Below are 18,193 nucleotides of genomic sequence, written 5' to 3' on the forward strand. Positions count from 1 at the left end.
TTATGGAATTTTTTTAGTGATTAACAATTTTTGCAACAATTCATCTACAAAATCTTGGTGGTGGTGCCTGAAATAGCGGGAAGGCATTGTTGTAACTAAATACACACCCCCCGCAAGTAAAAATACTTCGGGGGGTTTTTTGTACTAAAGAGGAATGAGGTTTGATTTTTAGTCATATAACTACAACACCGGGTGAGGTGACGAGCATAAGGCAGCGGCGCGATTATATCGAAAGCCCTTTGTCATTATATGCCGCCCTCAACAAGCCCAATACACTGTTGCTGGAGTCTGCAGAAATAGACTCTAAAGACAATGTAAAGAGTATTATCTTGGCAGACGCAGCGCTTCGTATTGAGTGCAACGGACTTGAAGTGAAAGTACGTGCACTATCAAATAATGGTGAGCAATTGCTAAATTATTTGGCAGATCAAGTAAGCAACTGCACTGTTGTAAAAGAGTATGCAGTACTTACTCTGACATATAATGCTCAAGATTTAACATTAGATGAGTACAGTAAACTAAAAGCAGACAACGCATTTAGCGCATTACGTACTTGTATCAACTCGATTAAACGTAACTCAGATACGCCATTCTCTGTCTTCTTAGGCGGAGTATTTGCTTATGATATGGTGGCCAACTTCGAAACCTTGCCAGCGGTGCCAGATGGCAAGAATGACTGCCCAGATTATGTATTTTACCTGGCAGAAACGTTAGTCATGATTGACCATCAAGCCAAAACCACTGAGCTAATAGGCAACGTGTTTAACGGGCCTGATGTTCATGCAAACTGTTTTGAAGTAGGCAAGCAACTAGAAGAACTCAATCGCCAATGTGATGAATACGAGACCTATAAAGAAGCACCTGAAAACACTTCAAATGAGGTCAATGTTGATATCAGTGATGAGTTATTCAAAGATCAGGTGATCCAATTGAAGAAAAATATTGTCGATGGTGATATTTTTCAAGTGGTTCCTTCTCGTACCTTCTCACTGCCTTGTGCCAAACCACTCGCGGCTTATAAGCATTTAAAGAAGCAAAATCCAAGCCCGTACATGTTTTATATGCGGGACGAAAAATTTGTGCTATTCGGAGCCTCTCCTGAGTCGGCCTTAAAATACTGCCAAGACAGTAATCAAGTTGAAGTATATCCAATTGCAGGCACTCGCCCTCGTGGAAAGTTTGCAGACGGCTCCATCAACCCTGACTTGGATAGCCGTATTGAACTAGAACTGCGTGACGACAAAAAAGAGCGTGCAGAGCACTTAATGCTGGTTGATTTAGCGCGAAATGACGTCGCTCGAATTAGTGTGCCAGGTACCCGTCATGCAAAAGAGTTACTGAAAGTAGACCGCTATTCACAGGTCATGCACTTGGTGTCTCGTGTTGTTGGCCAATTAAAACCCGACCTTGATGCACTGCACGCCTATCAAGCTTGCATGAACATGGGAACCCTAGTAGGCGCGCCCAAAGTAAAAGCAGCACAACTGGTTCGCGATACAGAGAAACAACGTCGCGGTAGTTATGGTGGCGCCGTTGGCTATTTAACCGGTGATGGTGCGATGGATACGTGTATCGTCATTCGATCAGCATTTGTAAAAAATAACACCGCCCATGTGCAAGCTGGTGCAGGGGTTGTTTATGACTCAGACCCACAAGCCGAAGCCGATGAAACTAAAGCCAAAGCGCGCGCAGTGATCAAAGCGATTCAGTCAAGTTATCAAGGAGTGGGTCATGACGCCTAAAGTATACTTTTTAGATAATTTCGACTCATTCAGTTATAACCTTGTTGATGAACTATCCCAGCTTGGTAGCGAATTAATTGTATATCGTAATCATATCGACGCACGAACCATCTACGACAAAATGTGTAATGAAACCGTCCCTGTTGTATTGGTACTATCACCCGGTCCAGGAAAACCGAGTGAAGCGGGCTGTTTACTTGAACTGATTGAGTTATGCAAAGGTAAGTTCCCAATGCTAGGCATTTGTCTAGGCCAGCAAGCACTCACACAAAGTTATGGCGGTACTATTGGCCATGCGGGTGAAACGGTGCATGGGAAATCATCACAAATTGACGTTGAAGAACACCCTGTCTTTGCAGGTCTGGGTAGGAAATTTCCTGTCGCGAGATATCACTCCTTGATGGCGACAAGTGTACCTGAGTCACTAAAGATTATTGCTCGATACCAAGATATTCCGATGGCGGTATACCACTCAACTGACAAAGTAATTGGTTACCAATTCCATCCTGAATCAATTTTAACGCCAGATGGTGCGAAGCTGTTAAAGCAAAGCATCGATTACTTGACCTGTTAGGAGGCAACATGGACAGTTTAAATCAGCTGATTGATCAGCAATCACTTAGCTTTGAACAAGCAACAGAGCTATTTGGGCAAGTTATGCAAGGTGCGCTATCCGAAGTTGAATTAACCGCCGCCCTCATCGCACTAAAAATAAAAGGTGAGACAGCAGCAGAAATAGCTGGCGCAGCTAAAGCAATGCGTGACCATGCCGTCGCTTTTGATAATCGCGGTCTATATTGCGCAGATAGCTGTGGTACCGGTGGCGACGGTACCAATACCATCAATGTCAGCACAACCGCGGCCATTGTTGCTGCTGCTTGCGGTATCCCTATGGTCAAACACGGTAATCGCAGTGTTTCAAGTAAATCAGGATCAGCTGATTTACTACGTACACTGGGTATCAACCTAGAAATGACACCAGAGCAAGGGGCAAACTGCCTAGAGAAAACCAATTTTGCATTCTTATTTGCACCGCTTTATCACAGTGGGGTTAAACATGCGATGCCAGTACGTACCAAGCTCAAAACACGAACTTTGTTTAACATTTTAGGCCCGCTCGCAAATCCTGCAAAACCACAGCTTCAATTACTTGGCGTGTATGATCCTGCCCTATGCCGTCCAATGGCTGAAACGCTTAAAATGCTCGGCACAGAGCGGGCGATGGTAGTACATGGTGCAGGATGTGATGAAATCGCATTGCACGGAACGACACAAGTCACTGAGCTTATAGACGGTGAAATTACTGAATACACGCTAACACCGGCAGATTTCGGATTAGATAACTACTCACTTGAAGAGATTGCCGGCGATACCCCTGAATATAACGCACAAGCGACACGCGATATTTTAGCAGGCAACGGAAAGGCTGCACACAATGCAGCGATTGCCGCCAATGTCAGCGCATTACTGGTAATGTCAGGCAAGGCAGACAACCTTAAAGAAGGCACAAAGCAAGTCCTAGACGTATTAGCATCAGGTCAATGTGTTCAAACACTGCAAACAATTGCGGAGGTCAGTCATGGCTAACGTCTTAGAAAAGATCGTAGAAGACAAAAAAGTTGAGCTCGTTGAGCGTAAAAAGACACTGCCATTAAGTGAGTTTCAATCATTGGTTAAACCAAGTGAACGTGACTTTTATGGCGAAATGGCAAAACCAGGCATTCAGTTCATTTTAGAGTGTAAAAAAGCATCTCCTTCAAAAGGTTTGATCAGAGATAATTTTGATTTAGATGAAATTACTTCAGTTTATGCCAAATATGCAACCTGTATCAGTGTGTTGACCGATGAAAAATACTTCCAAGGTAGCTTCGATTACTTAAGTTATGTCCGCAGTAAAGTTGAACAGCCACTTATCTGCAAAGACTTCTTCATCGACGAATACCAAGTATATCTCGCTCGCCTAAAAGGCGGCGATGCAATCTTATTGATGCTGTCTGTATTAGATGATGAAACGTATGAAAAACTGGCCGCACTTGCCCACTCTCTGAACATGGCTGTACTCACAGAAGTGAGCAACGAAGAAGAAGTGCACAGAGCACTGAATCTGGATGCACAGCTTATCGGTATCAATAACCGCAATTTGAGAGATCTAAGTACTGACTTGGCAACGACTGAGCAGCTGAGAAAGCTTATCCCGAGTGACAAGACCGTTATCTCTGAATCAGGTATTTACACACATAATGATGTTAAGCGACTCACAACACACTGCAACGGCTTCTTAGTCGGTAGCTCTTTAATGGCTGAAACCGACCTGGAAGGTGCCTGTCGCAAACTGATATTGGGTGAAAATAAAGTCTGTGGTTTAACCCGAGTTGATGATGCCCTTGCGGCATATCAAGCTGGCGCAGTGTACGGTGGTTTGATTTTTTATCCAAAATCTCCACGCTTTGTCGACTATGACTGCGCCCGTGCCGTAGTGGATAGTGCCCCACTCAAATATGTTGGCGTGTTTGTTGATGCGCCACTTGAGCAAGTTGTTGAATATGCGCAAAGCCTTAGGCTGAGCGTGGTGCAACTACATGGTCATGAAACGCAAGAATTCATCAGTGCACTGCGCAAGCAATTGCCAGTCAATTGCCAGATTTGGAAAGCTCAGGGCATTGTTGACGAATTTCCAGTGCCTTTTGATGAAGTAGACAAGCACCTATATGACACAAAAACCGCATCAGCTTTTGGCGGAACTGGAAAAGTTTTCAACTGGCAACTACTTAAAAGTGCAAAAAAACCATTTATGCTTGCAGGCGGTCTTAATGCAGACAATGTTAAAGACGCTTCCTATTTAGGTGCAGCAGGCTTTGATCTTAATTCAGGGGTGGAGACGAGCCCCGGTAAAAAGTGTCCTGAAAAATTACGCGATGCTTTTAACAATATTCGAAAATACTGAGGTGGATAGAATGAATACAGGATATTTTGGTGATTTTGGCGGCATGTATGTCCCAGAGTTACTCGTACCAGCACTAAAACAGCTTGAACAGGAGTTTGAAAAAGCACAGCAGGATGAAAGCTTTAAATCTGAGTTCTATGCACTATTAAACGAATACGCGGGCCGTCCAACGCCATTGACGCTGTCTCGTAATTTAGTCAAAAACCCGAAAGTTAAACTGTACTTAAAACGTGAAGACCTACTTCATGGCGGTGCACATAAAACGAACCAAGTATTAGGCCAAGCACTGCTTACTAAGCGTATGGGTAAAAAAGAAGTCATCGCTGAGACTGGTGCGGGACAACATGGTGTAGCAACCGCTCTGGCGTGTGCACTACTTGGCTTAAAATGTCGAGTCTACATGGGTGCAAAAGACGTAGAGCGTCAACAACCTAACGTATTCAGAATGCGCTTAATGGGTGCTGAAGTTATCCCTGTCACAGCAGGCTCGGGGACGTTAAAAGACGCGGTGAATGAAGCTATGCGTGATTGGTCTGCAAACTACAAAACAGCACACTATCTATTAGGCACGGCAGCAGGCCCTCACCCATTCCCAACAATCGTGCGTGATTTCCAACGTATGATCGGCGAGGAAGCAAAGCAACAAGTCATTGAAGCCGAAGGTCGCTTACCTGATGTCGTCATGGCGTGTGTTGGCGGTGGCTCCAATGCAATCGGTATGTTTGCAGATTTTATTGATGAAAAAGACGTTAAGCTTATAGGCATCGAGCCTGCAGGTAAAGGCTTAGATACAGACGAACACGGTGCAGCCCTGTGTAAAGGTAGTACAGGTATTTTACACGGTGCCTATACCTACATAATGCAAGACAGTGATGGACAAATTGAAGAGTCCTACTCAGTGTCTGCTGGTCTTGATTACCCTGCTGTTGGTCCTCAGCACGCCTACCTGCATAAAACAGGTCGTGCTCAATACGTTGGGATCACAGATACCGAAGCACTTGACGCCTTCCAAGCACTGGCAAAACATGAAGGGATTATTCCTGCCCTTGAGTCAAGCCATGCGATTGCGTATGCATTAAAGTACGCGGAGCAACAAACTGAAGAAACCGTGATTGTCGTAAACCTAAGTGGCCGTGGTGACAAAGATCTTGCCCATGTACACAACGTATTGAACGAGCGAGGTGCACTATGAGCCGTTACAGCAACTTATTTACACGCCTAAACGACGCCAGAGAAGGTGCATTTGTGCCATTTGTTACTTTAGGCGATCCGACAAAAGAGATCAGTATTGATATCGTGAAAAGCTTGATCGACGGCGGTGCTGATGCACTAGAGCTTGGGATCCCATTCTCAGATCCAATTGCTGATGGCCCAGTCATTCAAGCAGCGAATATCCGTGCACTTGAAAGTAAAATTAACACACAAGATTGTTTTGATATCATTCGTGAGATCAGAGAGTACAATGCAGACATTCCAATTGGTCTACTGCTGTATTCCAATTTAATCTTTGCACAAGGTCTGGAAAACTTTTATCAGCAGGCAAAAGATGCTGGGGTTGATTCTATCTTAGTGGCTGACGTGCCTCTGCATGAATCAAAAATGTTCAGACAAGCTGCTCAGCAAGCTGAAATTGAACCAATCTTCATCGCAACACCAAACGCCAGCGATGATACGCTTCGTCAATGTGCAAGCTATGGCCGCGGATACACGTACCTGCTATCACGTTCAGGTGTAACTGGTACAGAAACTAAAGCAGAAATGCCAGCAGATACCATGATCAATAAACTGCATGAATATAATGCAGCGCCTACACTATTAGGCTTTGGGATCTCTGCACCGGAGCATGTACAAGCAGCCATTAAGTCTGGAGCGGCGGGTGCAATCTCTGGTTCAGCAGTCGTGAAAATTATTGAAGATAATTTGAATGAGCCGGCACTAATGTGCGAGCGTTTACGTGAGTTTGTTGCAACCATGAAGGCTGCAACAGCGAAGTAAGCTTACTTAATCAGCTAAGGCATCTTTAAATGCCTTAGCTGGTTTAAATAACACTTTATTTTGACCTTCTATGATAATTTCTTCCCCAGTTTTTGGGTTTCTTCCCGGCTTTGCTGGATGATAACTTAGCGTCAACGAGCCAAAACCAGATAAAGCAACAGGATCGCCTTCTGACAATCGTTTTGTAATGGCGTTTAAAATGCTGTCTAACGCGGCTTTTGAATCCTTTTTAGTCAGTTCGTTGCGCTCAGACATCGCTGAAACTAATTCACTCTTATTCATTGAGTTCTCAAATTATTTTTAAGGTGTGCGGAGGCTAGAAGTTTAGCAGCTAAAAGTCAATCTTGAACTTATGGACATAACTTGATACAACGCAATATAGGTATGGTAGCGCGAGGTTTTAAATGGCATTTATTGTTGAGTATTTACCCCTAATCCTATTTTTTCTTGTCTATAAATTTATGGATATATTTTGGGCTACGGGTGTTTTAATTGTCGCATCTTTAATACAAATGGCATGGCAATATTTTAAAGATGGCGCAATCTCACAAAGGCATTGGATCTTCTTTACCATCGCTTTATTACTCGGCGGACTAACCATACTATTCCAAGACGAACAGTTCATTATGTGGAAAGCCACTATCATATACGCTGCGCTTGGTATCACACTGCTGGTGTCACACCATGTTTTGGGTAAAAACCTCACAAGAAAAGCCTTGCTTGGTATACTGAACAGCGCAATGAAGCAAATGCATCAAACTGATCTAAACGACAAAAAACATTCCAACCAGCAAAAAGCAGAAGATCTCCCGATCCCTGACTCTCTCTTTGTACAGCTTAACGTCGCTTGGTCAGCGCTCTTTTTCATCATTGCAATATTAAACTTAATCGTAGCTTATACTTTTTCGCTCGACTTTTGGGTCAACTTTAAGGTCTTTGGCTTAATGGCAATCACCTTTATCGCCGTCATGTTAACCATCGCCAAGGTATCTAAATACCTTCCAGAAGATGAATAAGGAAAATGCGGTAATTCAACCTATGTCTATACAATAACTCGCCATATGAAAGTGAAAATAACTCAGTAAAAGATCCAGCCAAAATGACACCCCTTGCTATATTTTAAGCAAGGCAGATTTTCATTAAGGTGGTCCTTTGAACGCACATCAATATCGATGGTTTGAATTATTCTCTGTTTTTATTTTTCTCCCTTGTATCGCTTATTTCTTTCGCGCAGAGCTTGCCAACTGGCTCTTCCCTGCGCTGATAACCTTAATGGTGGTATGTACTTACCTGCTGCTCACCGATCCGCACTTTAAACGGTTCAGGCTCACTAGCCTCGGGCAATTCTCAGCCATTAAAAAACGACTGTTTTCAATGTTTTTTATCGGAGCACTCTTCTCTGGCATGCTGTATGGATTAATCAGCCAAGAAAGCTGGTTTTCGTTACCCATCAATTCAACATTAGATTGGTTAGTCCTATTAATCGCCTATCCTATTTTATCTGTTTTGCCGCAAGAGCTCATTTTTAGAAGTTACTTTTTTCATCGCTACAAGCACATATTACCCAGTAAAACTGTGAGAGTCATTCTCAGTGCCAGTGTATTTGCATTGGCTCACTGCGTTTATGATAACTGGATGGCCATCATTCTGTCGTTTTTAGGCGGACTGCTGTTTTCATATACCTATGCACACAGTCGGTCATTAGCTGTATGTGTTTTAGAGCATAGTTTATGGGGGCTTTGGATATTTACAATTGGAGCGGGAAAATATTTAGATGCTGGCGTCACGTTTACATAAAACGTGGAGCAAAAGCCCCACGTTTTTAAATGTTAAAAACCAAATAAACTGACGGCGAAGTACTTAGTGGCCACTGTGTTTACAAATATGACAAGTAAGATGACTGGAATAAAAGTCGACAGTGAGAAATTGACATACTTCTCCATAAAGCTGCCTTTGTAGCTTTCACAGCCCTGTGACAGTTCATCTGAAAGGTTTGCTTTTCTCCAGCGGTATGTCACGAACAAACAAAGTAGTAAGCCATTAAATGGTAAAATCGTGTCGTAGAATACATCGGAAACAATATCAAAGAAGCTCTTATCTGCACCACCGTAATAAGTAAACTGCGTTAACCACTCGACCATACCAAATGACATTGTACACATCACGGTTAACACACCTGTCGATACAGCCAACACTGTCAATGACTTCTTACGACTGTAACCTTTAGCTTCCATTAAGCTCGCTGTCGGGACTTCAACAATCGACACCAATGAGGTAATCGCAGCAAAAAACACTAATAAGAAGAAGATACCTGCAACAATCGATGCGCCGGTATACCCAATATCTGCCTGCATAGTTAAGAATAACTGCGGTAAATAAACAAAAATCATAGATACCGACGAGTCTGATAATTCGTCAAGTTTAACGTCAGGGTTAAAACTGAAAATAGCAGGAAGTACCATCAGACCTGCGATGAATGCCACCAAAGAATCTGTAACTGCCACCATTTTAGAGCTGCCTACAATGTCTTCTTTCTTTGAGATGTAAGATGCGTAGGTGATCAAAATACCCATGCCAAGAGACAATGAGAAAAACGCTTGTGACAGTGCGCCATTGAGAACACTGGCATCCATTTTCGAAAAGTCAGGGACAATGTAATAACGCACACCCGCCATGGCATTATCGAGCGTCAGTACATAAGCCACTAAGCCGATTAACAGGACAAATAAAGCAGGCATCATCAGCTTTGCAGCTTTTTCAATCCCTTCTTTTACGCCACCGACTAAAATAAGATTCACTAAGATAGCGACGCCAGCCATGTAGCCGAAAACACTATACTCGTTAATGAATACGCCAAAGTTATTCGGGTTTGCCAGCTGATCCAAGTTTCCCATGACTGTTTGTACCAAATAACCAAAAATCCAAACAGTGATGACCATGTAAAAGACCGCAATCATAAACGGGGTTAATACGGCTAATGCCCCCGCAAACGACCACTTTTTATCACCTCCAGTCAAAGAGTGATAGGCACCATACGGATCTTTTTGTGCTTTGCGGCCAAGGGCCATTTCAGCAATCATAACGGGTAGACAAATAAATATAACAAACAGCGCATATACGATTAAAAATGCACCGCCGCCATTTTTTGCAGCAGAAACTGGGAATCCAACTAGATTTCCGATCCCCACAGCGGACCCTGCCGCTGCCAAAATGAAACCCAGTCGAGAGCTAAATTGCTCGCGATTTGCACTCATTAAAACAACCTTATTATTATTTTTTCATGATAGTCGAAGGACTGTAACAGCCATGCCCTGAGGATTTCAAGTATAAATAGGGATTCTCCTCAGATAACGTCATTTCATTTACATTTAGGGACAATCCAGTCTATGATACGAAACACAAAATTAATTACGCATTATTTCTGATTATTATGCTTTACATGATTTACTCAACGGATGTGGAAAACTCTCTAGAAAAACGTATGAAAGCAAGACCAGCTCATTTAGCGCGCCTAAACGCGTTAAAAGAAGAAGGTAGGCTGTTTGCAGCAGGCCCTCTGCCAGCGATTGATGATGAAAACCCAGGAGATGCTGGATTTACCGGTTCTTTGGTCATTGCTGAGTTTGCTTCTTTACAAGACGCCGAAACATGGGTTGCTGCCGACCCTTATATCGAAGCTGGCGTATACGCAAGTAGCGTAGTCAAACCATATAAAAGAGTACTACCTTAACAAAGTTCAGCACGGGTTAAGACAAGTGAGCTTAACCTGCTTTACAAGATGTTAAGCAACCCAAACGTGGAGCTTAGAATGCAGTTGCCTTTATGTTTTGCTATTTTAGCGCTTGTTTCTATCCTGACTATAAATCAGGCACATGCGACTGGGCAAAACACCATAAGTAAAAAAGAAGCCGTACAATTAGCAACCACCAAACAACCAGGGAAAACACTCAAAATCTCCCTTGAAGGTGATTACTTTATTGTGCGTATTTTACAAAGCGACGGCAGGATAGTTGATGTAAAAGTCCACAAAATAACGGGTGAAGTGAAGAAGGACTGACAATGCGAATTTTAGTAATTGAAGATGACGTGCAACTGGCTGAAAACCTAAGAAATGTGCTAGAAAAAGAAAAGTACAGCGTTGACCTGTGTCATGATGGTGAAAACGGCCTTTTTCATTTGACAGAGTACCCGCTTGATTTAGCGGTTGTCGACTTAGGTCTCCCTAAGCTTGATGGTGTAGAGTTAATTAAACGTGCCCGTGCGCAAGATATCAAGATCCCAATTTTGATACTCACAGCCCGTGATCGCTGGCAAGAAAAAGTAGAAGGCTTGGATGCAGGTGCCGATGACTATCTTACTAAACCTTTCCATGTTGAAGAGTTAATCGCACGTTGTAATGCGCTTATCAGAAGAAGTGCAGGACAAGCTAACCCTGAGATTAGTATTGGCCCTATCACGTTACATACCCGCTCTCAGCAAGTGTTCGTGAATGAAAGAGAGCTGTCACTGACCGCCTATGAATATAAAGTACTCGAATACTTAATGGTCAACCCTCATAAAGTGATTTCTAAATCTGAGCTAACAGAGCATATCTATGATCAAGACTTTGATTTAGACTCCAATGTCATTGAAGTATTTGTTTTGCGATTACGTAAAAAGCTCGATCCTGATGGTTCATTAAACCCAGTGGAAACCTTACGCGGTAGAGGTTATAGGTTCAAAACTCAGTGGTAAGTAGCGCACAGATCTCTCTAAAAATAAGGCAAGGTTTCATCCTTGTCTTTGTTTTAATCGTTGCGCTACCCGCTTTGTTTTTCTCTATCGGTCGCGCTTATTATGCCACCTTAGTTGATGCCACTGAAAAAACCCTTGAAGCGCATCTTTATTCATTAATCTCAGAGGTTGAGTTTTTATCTGATGGTATATCAATGCCAAGGACAATCCTCGCCCCAGAACTAAACCGCCTAAATTCAGATACCTACGCTCTAGTGTACCAAGAAAACACCCTCGTTTGGTATTCCGAATCTGCAGTCAATCTCACCGTCACACCGGATGTATCTCAGACACAAGCTGGTGCATCTGAATTCAAAAAAGTCCGTTATAACGGCGAGGACTATCGACAGCTGAGCTTAACCGTTATTTTAGGTAATGCAGAGCAATCTCAGCAGGCAAAATTCATCTTATTAAAGAAAAACTCAGCGCTGCTAGCACTGATGTCAGAATTTAGAAATACCTTGGTCAACTGGATGCTGATAATGGGCGTTGTTATTGCCGCATTGATGGCCATCGGATTTGTATGGAATGCACGCCCTCTGCAGCGCTTAGACAAAGAGATAACAGAGGTCGAAGCAGGTGAGAGAGATAAAATTTCGGGTTTATATCCTGTAGAGCTGACCACGATAAAAGCCGACCTTAACTTATTGCTAGATTCACAAAGGCGACAAAAAGAGCGCTATCGTGCCTCTTTAAGTGACTTAGCTCATGCTTTGAAAACACCATTGGCGGTGCTTAAATCTAGCCCACTTGCAGCAGATTCAGAAGCACAAGAGCAATTAGATCGTATTAATGCAATGATTGAACACCAGCTTAAACGGGCAGCGACAGGTGGTTCGGATACCTGGAAAAAGCAAACCACAGTAAAACCTGTTTTAGACTCTATCCTCAATGCCATGGGAAAAGTCTACCTGGATAAGGGAATAGACTTCACAGCTGACTGTGATCAGAGTGCTGCATTTCTTGGTGATAAAACTGATTTAATGGAAATTTTAGGTAATATCATCGATAATGCATGTAAAGCATGTGTGCATAAAGTTGATATCACTGTTAAAACGGACACCGAAAAAGGGATTATATTCATAATAAGTGATGATGGCCCAGGTATTCCTGAAAACAAACGAGAGGAACTTTTACAACGTGGCTCTAGGCTGGACACCTATGAAGCGGGACACGGTGTGGGGATGGCAATTGTTTCTGATCTGGTTGCTTCCTATCATGGCAAAATCATTATTGACTATAGTGAGCTTGGCGGTGCCCAATTTACAATAGAGTTTAGCGATGACCAAAACCATTAAATTTTTTCTGTTTCTTGCTATTACATTCAGTTTTGAGGCGCAGGCTCGCACTGAGACACTCAAAGACTGCAGCCATCTGGAGTCAGATCATCCTCAAAAAGCCAAAAAATATTTGATGTGCTTAGACAGCAACATTGAGCTGCTTGAACGAAATCGTCAGACCTGGATCACGAAATTAATCATGGACACCGAAGAACTTGAGAAAAATACAGGTAATACACAGTTAATGCCCATAATACAACGCGGCATTCTCAATCAAAGTCGATATATGGATGATGCCTGTAAGTGGAGGTATTTAAAAGAATTGCCAAATTCGACGCGAGCAGCCAAAGTGTTCAAGCGCTGTAAAATTTCCTTTTTACAGCTGCATATCAAAGAATTACAAACTAACTTTTAGGCTCTTCATAGCTACCTAACATGGTCGCCAACCAGCGGCCATCTTCACTATTTTCTAAGCCGATTTTGACCACCATCGTCAATGGTACCGATAACAACATACCTACAGTACCCAGTAACCAACCCCAAAATATTAATGATACAAAAACCACTAAGGTCGACAATCCAACACCTTTACCCATATACTTTGGCTCAATAATATTCCCCATGATGGTGTTGATAGATAAATAACCCGCTGCGACCAAACCACTGACAACAGGGCCATGTGTGACTAAAGCTAACAAAACGGGTGGCACAGCCGCGATAATAGAGCCGATATTTGGGATATAATTGAGTAAAAAAGCCAATACGCCCCACAGTACAAAATAATCAACATCAAGCAGCCATAATAAAAAACTTGCTAAAACACCGGTGGCTAAAGAGACCACTGTTTTAATCGCCAAATAACTATTGATTGAATTTAAAAAGCGGTCAATCTGTTGCATTTTCATCTGTGGATCATCTAGCGCAATATGTACTTTTTTACTGAGCATAGGTGCTTCAAACAACATAAAAACAACCGTGAGTAAAATTAAGAAGATATTTGCCATTACACCACCAAAGCCCGCAAGCATATTGGTAGCGACATCAATCATTTTCCCTGGATCAAATAAAGCTATGAGCTGCTGCTTATCAATCAATATATTATAATTTGCTGCGGTATCAACCAGCCAAATAAATTTGCCTTGAAGCGCTTCTCTATAACTTGGTAACTGCTGGGAAAAGTCATTTAAAGACTGCCCTACCAAGCCCGCTAAACTCATCCCTAATAGCCCTACTAACGCGATAATAATGACAATTGCAGCCCCTTTTGGAATACGATAACTGGCGAAAAACTTAAGTAAGGGATTGCAAATAATCGCAATAAATGCAGCTAAAATAAACGGCACTAAAATGTCATTTGCAAGTTTTACACCTGCCAATACAATGAATAATGATGCCAATACAACTAAGCTCTTGTTTATGCCGGTCAATGATGACACTGTTGATCCTTATGCGAGGTCGCAACGTTGAAGGTAAAGTTAACACTTAACTTTTATATGTATCTGCTACTATTGTAATTGAATTTAAATTCAAAGCACTAGGGCTAATTAAAAAACATACATAAACCAAATCATAATTGAGCGTGGAATGAATATATTGATCACGGGTGGAACCGGACTAATTGGGCAGGAACTTTGTAAGTTTTTAATCAACAAATACAACTTGGTCGTGTTGACTAGGAATGAGTTAAAGGCAAGACAGCTGATAGGACAAAACTCACGCTTTGTCACTTGTCTATCGGAAGTGGACTTTAATGACATTGACATCATCATTAACCTTGCAGGAGAACCCATAGCTGACAAAAGATGGAGCGACAAACAAAAACAAGCGATCATCGAGAGTCGAGTGGGCATTACGCAACAAATCACAGACTATGTCAATGCAGCTGAGACGCCACCCCATACATTCATCTCCGGCAGCGCCATTGGATTTTATGGCAGACAAAACGCCGATATCGCAGTCGATGAAACATTCGACAAACCCTATGACGAATTTAGCCACCAGTTGTGTCGTGACTGGGAACAAGCAGCATTAAAGAGTCAAAGTGAGCAAACAAGAGTCTGCCTCCTGCGTACCGGTGTCGTGTTGTCTCGTCGGGGCGGAGCACTCAAAAAAATGTTGCCTGCATTTTCTTGGGGCATGGGTGGACCGATGGGTTCAGGAAAGCAAATGATGTCTTGGATACATATCGATGACATGATCCAGCTTATTTTGTTCCTTATTCGCCATACTGAACTTCATGGGGCATTCAATGCGACCGCGCCTCAGCCTGTTTCAAATAAAGAATTCTCAGACTGTCTTGCCACGGTCCTAAACCGCCCTGCTTTTTTCTGGCTACCTGAAAGCTTCTTAAAATGGGCATTTGGAGAAATGTCAGATATTCTAATTTATGGCCAAAAAGTAATCCCAAAAAAAGCGCTCGATGCTAACTACAGATTCCGCTATCAATCATTAGAAGAAGCATTGAAACAAATAATGCACTAACTCATAAGTACCCACAAAAAGGGCTAGCAATCTGAGCGCCCTTTTTGTCCCCTTTTATAAAGTAATCATTTACATTCACTCACATGAACATGCAGATTTCTAGAGTATGATTATACTTAAACATACCATCTATAAAGAGCCGTATGATTGCCTTACTCTCGATTCAATAAATCCATTCAAACCATATTACACAGCAAGTACTTACTTTCGCTGCGCGAAGCATTTATTGCTCTTTTACCTTATTTTGTCAGTAGCGCGCTTGCACTGCTTATCATTAACAGCGCACTGTTCTTCAATTTAATTAATAAAGATAATGGATTATATGCGGTATTATTTAATGGTGCAGCACTAATTTTAAGTCTATTTCCGCTCATCGTTGCCACTTCAATCGGCTTCTTTATCTGCAAAAATTATGGGCAGAGCGGGATCATTGGCGCTATGCTTGCCTTACTCAGCTTTTCACTGCATGGACAGTATATCATTTTCGTGCAAACTAGCTTTGAACTCAATCCCACAGGCGCAACGCCGTTTGCCATTATTATCCCCAGTATCAGCAGTTTGTTGTTAGTCCTATGTATGCGGCTTCAGCCAAGCTTTGATAGCTATTTATATCGCGTCAGTCACTTCTTGAGTGAAAAGCTCCGCACAATTCTCCCCTTCTCTTTGGTCTTCTTCAGTTTCTACCTGTTTATGCCACTCCTCTTTGCCATCGGTGACATCATTGCCTTGTGGATCACCCCAGATACCACCAACACCTCTGTTGCTTGGTTAACCTATCAAAGGATGATCATTACACATGGTTTATGGTTTCTGGGAATCCATGGCGACAATACATTTGATATGTTACTTAGCCCTCAGTTTTTATCTCAGCCAATCATACCAGGGATCACAGCAAAAACATTTTACGACACCTTTGTGCTTATCAGTGGGACAGGCTGTTTCGCAGGTCTAATTTTAGCAGCGTTATGTCTTCAGCGTAGCGGCCATGAACGCAACATCGCCAAGCTTTCTATTCCTTTTACCGTATTTAACTTTTGCGAGATCATTGTTTTCGCCCTACCTATATTCTTAAACCCAATCATGCTCGTCCCATTTATCTTAGTTCCGAGCATTAATTTTATATTGGCCTACTTTGTATTAAGTCATGGCTGGGTTGAAGTCTCAAATATTGAGCTCAGCTGGATGACTCCTGCGCTGATCAGCGGCTATAAAGTATCAGGCGGCCTATCTGGTGCCATTTTGCAAGGCGCTTTAATTCTCATCAGTGCAGTCATCTATTACCCTTTCCTCTACTGGCACAACCGCCAAGTTAACTTTGAAAAGGCGATTAACAAACTGACCGATAAATTAAAAATTTCTGAGCAGTTAAGAAGTACGGGGGAATCTGTTTTTATCGCCCACCAGCGAGATATTGACTATGCCAGTAAAGAGCTTAATCAAGTGCTTAATGATATAAGTGAAGGCAAGCTCAAGTTATACTACCAACCACAAATTTGTCAGATCTCAGCAACCGTCAATGGGTTTGAAGCACTCTTAAGGCTGCAAAAACCAAATGGCAATTTAGTTGGCCCTTACTTTCTTGACACATTAATAAAGCATGACCAAACAGATATCATTGACAAATGGGTTATAGAGCAAGCCCAACGCGACCTTGCATATTTTAGAAAACAAGGATTTTTCCCAATCATTAGTATCAATGTAAACCCTAAAGTGATGACCAATCATGTGCTCATTAACTACCTATGCGAAACGTTTCATCAGTTTCCAAATCAGCTCAAAATAGAAGTTGTCGAGTCCGGTTACTTAAGCGATAAGAACAAAGTCATCAAAAATATCCTTAAACTACGTTCCTCAAAAATAGAAACTGTCATTGACGATTTTGGCACCGGGTACTCCAGCTTATCGATGCTAGCAGATCTACCTATCGATATTGTTAAGTTAGACAAATCATTATTAGACAATGCAAAAGAGGAATCAGGTGCGGACTTTTATACCTATGTAGTTGAGTTACTTCATAAAATGGATAAACATTTAGTCGCCGAAGGGGTCGAATCTCAACGTCAATTAGAGTTTGTTCGCGGTCTGCAGATTGAAACCGTACAGGGATGGTATTACCAAAAAGCTTTACCCAAGCAAGAAATTAGATCTTATCTAATGAATTTCTCTTCCCATAACAGTTAAGGATGTACTTAGGCCGCACCAACGCGCAGTACTGATGACGACAGTTTATAGCCCTTCAAGGGCCTGACAAGTATAAATCAAGCCTTGAACAGTGATTGTAGACACGAATTGCGCTATGCTGACACACATTCAATTTCACAGCTTTGGCCATTTTTAGGAAAAATATGGTACTCGCTTTATTCGATTTTGACGGCACCATCACAACACAAGACTGTTATACCCAGTTTTTATTCTTTGCTTCACCCAAGACTCGGCTGTATTTGGGTTACTTTATTGTGCTACCAATCATCCTTTTATATAAACTGGGTATGTTACCTGCGAGTAGAACCCGTCCAATTCTATCTAAAGTTGCATTTTGGCGTCGCGCTGAAAGTGATGTGATGGACAAAGCATACTGTTATGTCGAGCAGATTTTGCCACCGTTAATAAGACAGAATATGCTTGAAAAAATACAATGGCACCAATCTGAGGGGCATGACGTGTTTGTCGTCTCTGCATCGCTTAATCCTTATTTGTCGTTGTGGTGTAAACAACATAGCATTCACTTGATATGCAGTGAGCTTGAATGTGTCGATGGAAAGTATACCGGTAACTACACTCATGGAGATTGTAGTGAAGCGAGAAAAGTTGACCTACTCAAAAAGCAAATCAACTTGTCAGATTATGAACATATCTATGCGTATGGTGATACCAAAGAGGACAATGCCATGTTAGGTATTGCCGACACCCGCTTTTATCAGGGTAAGCAAATCAAATAAATCATTTACAGGCACAGTCCAGTTCAAGTAGAAAAAACC

Annotated in this window: 19 protein-coding genes; 16 read left to right on the plus strand and 3 right to left on the minus strand. The window is 42.2% G+C overall.

The annotated features are described in order from the left end of the window. The first annotated feature begins 161 nt into the window (after positions 1–161). From N473_RS09475 to trpA, 6 genes are read left to right on the plus strand one after another with little or no spacing between them, the layout of a single operon-like run. Positions 162–1,742, plus strand: coding sequence for an anthranilate synthase component 1 (locus N473_RS09475; protein ID WP_063367700.1), 1,581 nt, complete (start codon positions 162–164; stop codon positions 1,740–1,742). Beyond that, positions 1,732–2,316: an aminodeoxychorismate/anthranilate synthase component II gene (locus N473_RS09480; protein WP_063367701.1), complete on the plus strand. Its 585-nt coding sequence runs from the start codon at positions 1,732–1,734 to the stop codon at positions 2,314–2,316. The genes N473_RS09475 and N473_RS09480 overlap by 11 nt, the downstream gene beginning before the upstream one ends. 8 nt (positions 2,317–2,324) lie before the next feature. Beyond that, positions 2,325–3,329, plus strand: coding sequence for an anthranilate phosphoribosyltransferase (trpD, locus tag N473_RS09485; RefSeq protein WP_063367702.1), 1,005 nt, complete (start codon positions 2,325–2,327; stop codon positions 3,327–3,329). Further along, complete coding sequence (trpCF, locus tag N473_RS09490; RefSeq protein WP_063367703.1) at positions 3,322–4,686, plus strand: bifunctional indole-3-glycerol-phosphate synthase TrpC/phosphoribosylanthranilate isomerase TrpF; 1,365 nt, start codon at positions 3,322–3,324, stop codon at positions 4,684–4,686. The genes trpD and trpCF overlap by 8 nt, the downstream gene beginning before the upstream one ends. Positions 4,687–4,696: 10 nt before the next feature. Further along, positions 4,697–5,878, plus strand: a complete 1,182-nt coding sequence (gene trpB, locus N473_RS09495) for a tryptophan synthase subunit beta (protein WP_063367704.1) — start codon at positions 4,697–4,699, stop codon at positions 5,876–5,878. Next, positions 5,875–6,681 carry a tryptophan synthase subunit alpha gene (gene trpA / locus N473_RS09500; RefSeq protein WP_063367705.1) on the plus strand — a complete coding sequence of 269 codons (807 nt, stop codon included), beginning with the start codon at positions 5,875–5,877 and terminating at the stop codon, positions 6,679–6,681. Before trpB ends, trpA begins: the two co-directional genes overlap by 4 nt. 6 nt (positions 6,682–6,687) lie before the next feature. Here the strand turns inward: trpA and N473_RS09505 are convergent, their stop codons facing one another. Beyond that, complete coding sequence (locus N473_RS09505) at positions 6,688–6,963, minus strand: HU family DNA-binding protein (protein WP_039607871.1); 276 nt, start codon at positions 6,961–6,963, stop codon at positions 6,688–6,690. A gap of 122 nt (positions 6,964–7,085) precedes the next feature. On the opposite strand from N473_RS09505, the gene N473_RS09510 reads away from it, so the two are divergent. Beyond that, the gene (locus tag N473_RS09510) at positions 7,086–7,697 is read left to right on the plus strand and encodes an inner membrane-spanning protein YciB (RefSeq protein WP_063367706.1); all 612 of its coding nucleotides are present in this window, start codon (positions 7,086–7,088) and stop codon (positions 7,695–7,697) included. 136 nt (positions 7,698–7,833) lie between these two features. Further along, the gene (locus tag N473_RS09515) at positions 7,834–8,478 is read left to right on the plus strand and encodes a CPBP family intramembrane glutamic endopeptidase (protein ID WP_063367707.1); all 645 of its coding nucleotides are present in this window, start codon (positions 7,834–7,836) and stop codon (positions 8,476–8,478) included. A gap of 32 nt (positions 8,479–8,510) precedes the next feature. On the opposite strand, the gene N473_RS09520 is transcribed toward N473_RS09515, so the two are convergent. Next, positions 8,511–9,935 carry a sodium-dependent transporter gene (locus tag N473_RS09520; protein ID WP_063367708.1) on the minus strand — a complete coding sequence of 475 codons (1,425 nt, stop codon included), beginning with the start codon at positions 9,933–9,935 and terminating at the stop codon, positions 8,511–8,513. Positions 9,936–10,111: 176 nt separating this feature from the next. Here N473_RS09520 and N473_RS09525 point away from each other — a divergent pair, with 176 nt between their 5' ends. The 5 genes from N473_RS09525 (at position 10,112) to N473_RS09545 (ending at position 13,149) form a co-directional block, all read left to right on the plus strand. Further along, on the plus strand, positions 10,112–10,411 hold the full coding sequence (locus N473_RS09525; RefSeq protein WP_063367709.1) for a YciI family protein: 300 nt from the start codon (positions 10,112–10,114) through the stop codon (positions 10,409–10,411). 78 nt (positions 10,412–10,489) lie between these two features. Continuing rightward, complete coding sequence (locus N473_RS09530) at positions 10,490–10,738, plus strand: PepSY domain-containing protein (protein WP_063367710.1); 249 nt, start codon at positions 10,490–10,492, stop codon at positions 10,736–10,738. Positions 10,739–10,740: 2 nt separating this feature from the next. Continuing rightward, positions 10,741–11,415: a response regulator transcription factor gene (locus tag N473_RS09535; RefSeq protein ID WP_039607865.1), complete on the plus strand. Its 675-nt coding sequence runs from the start codon at positions 10,741–10,743 to the stop codon at positions 11,413–11,415. Beyond that, positions 11,409–12,752 carry an ATP-binding protein gene (locus N473_RS09540; protein WP_063367711.1) on the plus strand — a complete coding sequence of 448 codons (1,344 nt, stop codon included), beginning with the start codon at positions 11,409–11,411 and terminating at the stop codon, positions 12,750–12,752. Before N473_RS09535 ends, N473_RS09540 begins: the two co-directional genes overlap by 7 nt. Beyond that, on the plus strand, positions 12,736–13,149 hold the full coding sequence (locus N473_RS09545; RefSeq protein ID WP_063367712.1) for a hypothetical protein: 414 nt from the start codon (positions 12,736–12,738) through the stop codon (positions 13,147–13,149). Before N473_RS09540 ends, N473_RS09545 begins: the two co-directional genes overlap by 17 nt. Here N473_RS09545 and N473_RS09550 read toward each other — a convergent pair. After that, positions 13,139–14,170, minus strand: coding sequence for an AI-2E family transporter (locus N473_RS09550; RefSeq protein WP_063367713.1), 1,032 nt, complete (start codon positions 14,168–14,170; stop codon positions 13,139–13,141). The two genes, N473_RS09545 and N473_RS09550, sit on opposite strands and share 11 nt — an antisense overlap. Positions 14,171–14,318: 148 nt before the next feature. On the opposite strand from N473_RS09550, the gene N473_RS09555 reads away from it, so the two are divergent. The 3 genes from N473_RS09555 to N473_RS09565 all read left to right on the plus strand — a co-directional run bounded on the left by N473_RS09555 (position 14,319) and on the right by N473_RS09565 (position 18,154). After that, positions 14,319–15,215 (plus strand): TIGR01777 family oxidoreductase, encoded by an 897-nt coding sequence (locus N473_RS09555; protein ID WP_039607861.1) that lies wholly within the window; start codon positions 14,319–14,321, stop codon positions 15,213–15,215. Between the two features lie 147 nt (positions 15,216–15,362). Continuing rightward, positions 15,363–17,396, plus strand: a complete 2,034-nt coding sequence (locus tag N473_RS09560) for an EAL domain-containing protein (RefSeq protein ID WP_063367714.1) — start codon at positions 15,363–15,365, stop codon at positions 17,394–17,396. A 164-nt stretch (positions 17,397–17,560) separates the two neighbouring features. Next, positions 17,561–18,154 (plus strand): HAD-IB family hydrolase, encoded by a 594-nt coding sequence (locus N473_RS09565; protein WP_063367715.1) that lies wholly within the window; start codon positions 17,561–17,563, stop codon positions 18,152–18,154. Positions 18,155–18,193: the final 39 nt, after the last annotated feature.

The organism is Pseudoalteromonas luteoviolacea CPMOR-1, assembly GCF_001625685.1.
GTDB lineage: Bacteria > Pseudomonadota > Gammaproteobacteria > Enterobacterales > Alteromonadaceae > Pseudoalteromonas > Pseudoalteromonas luteoviolacea_K.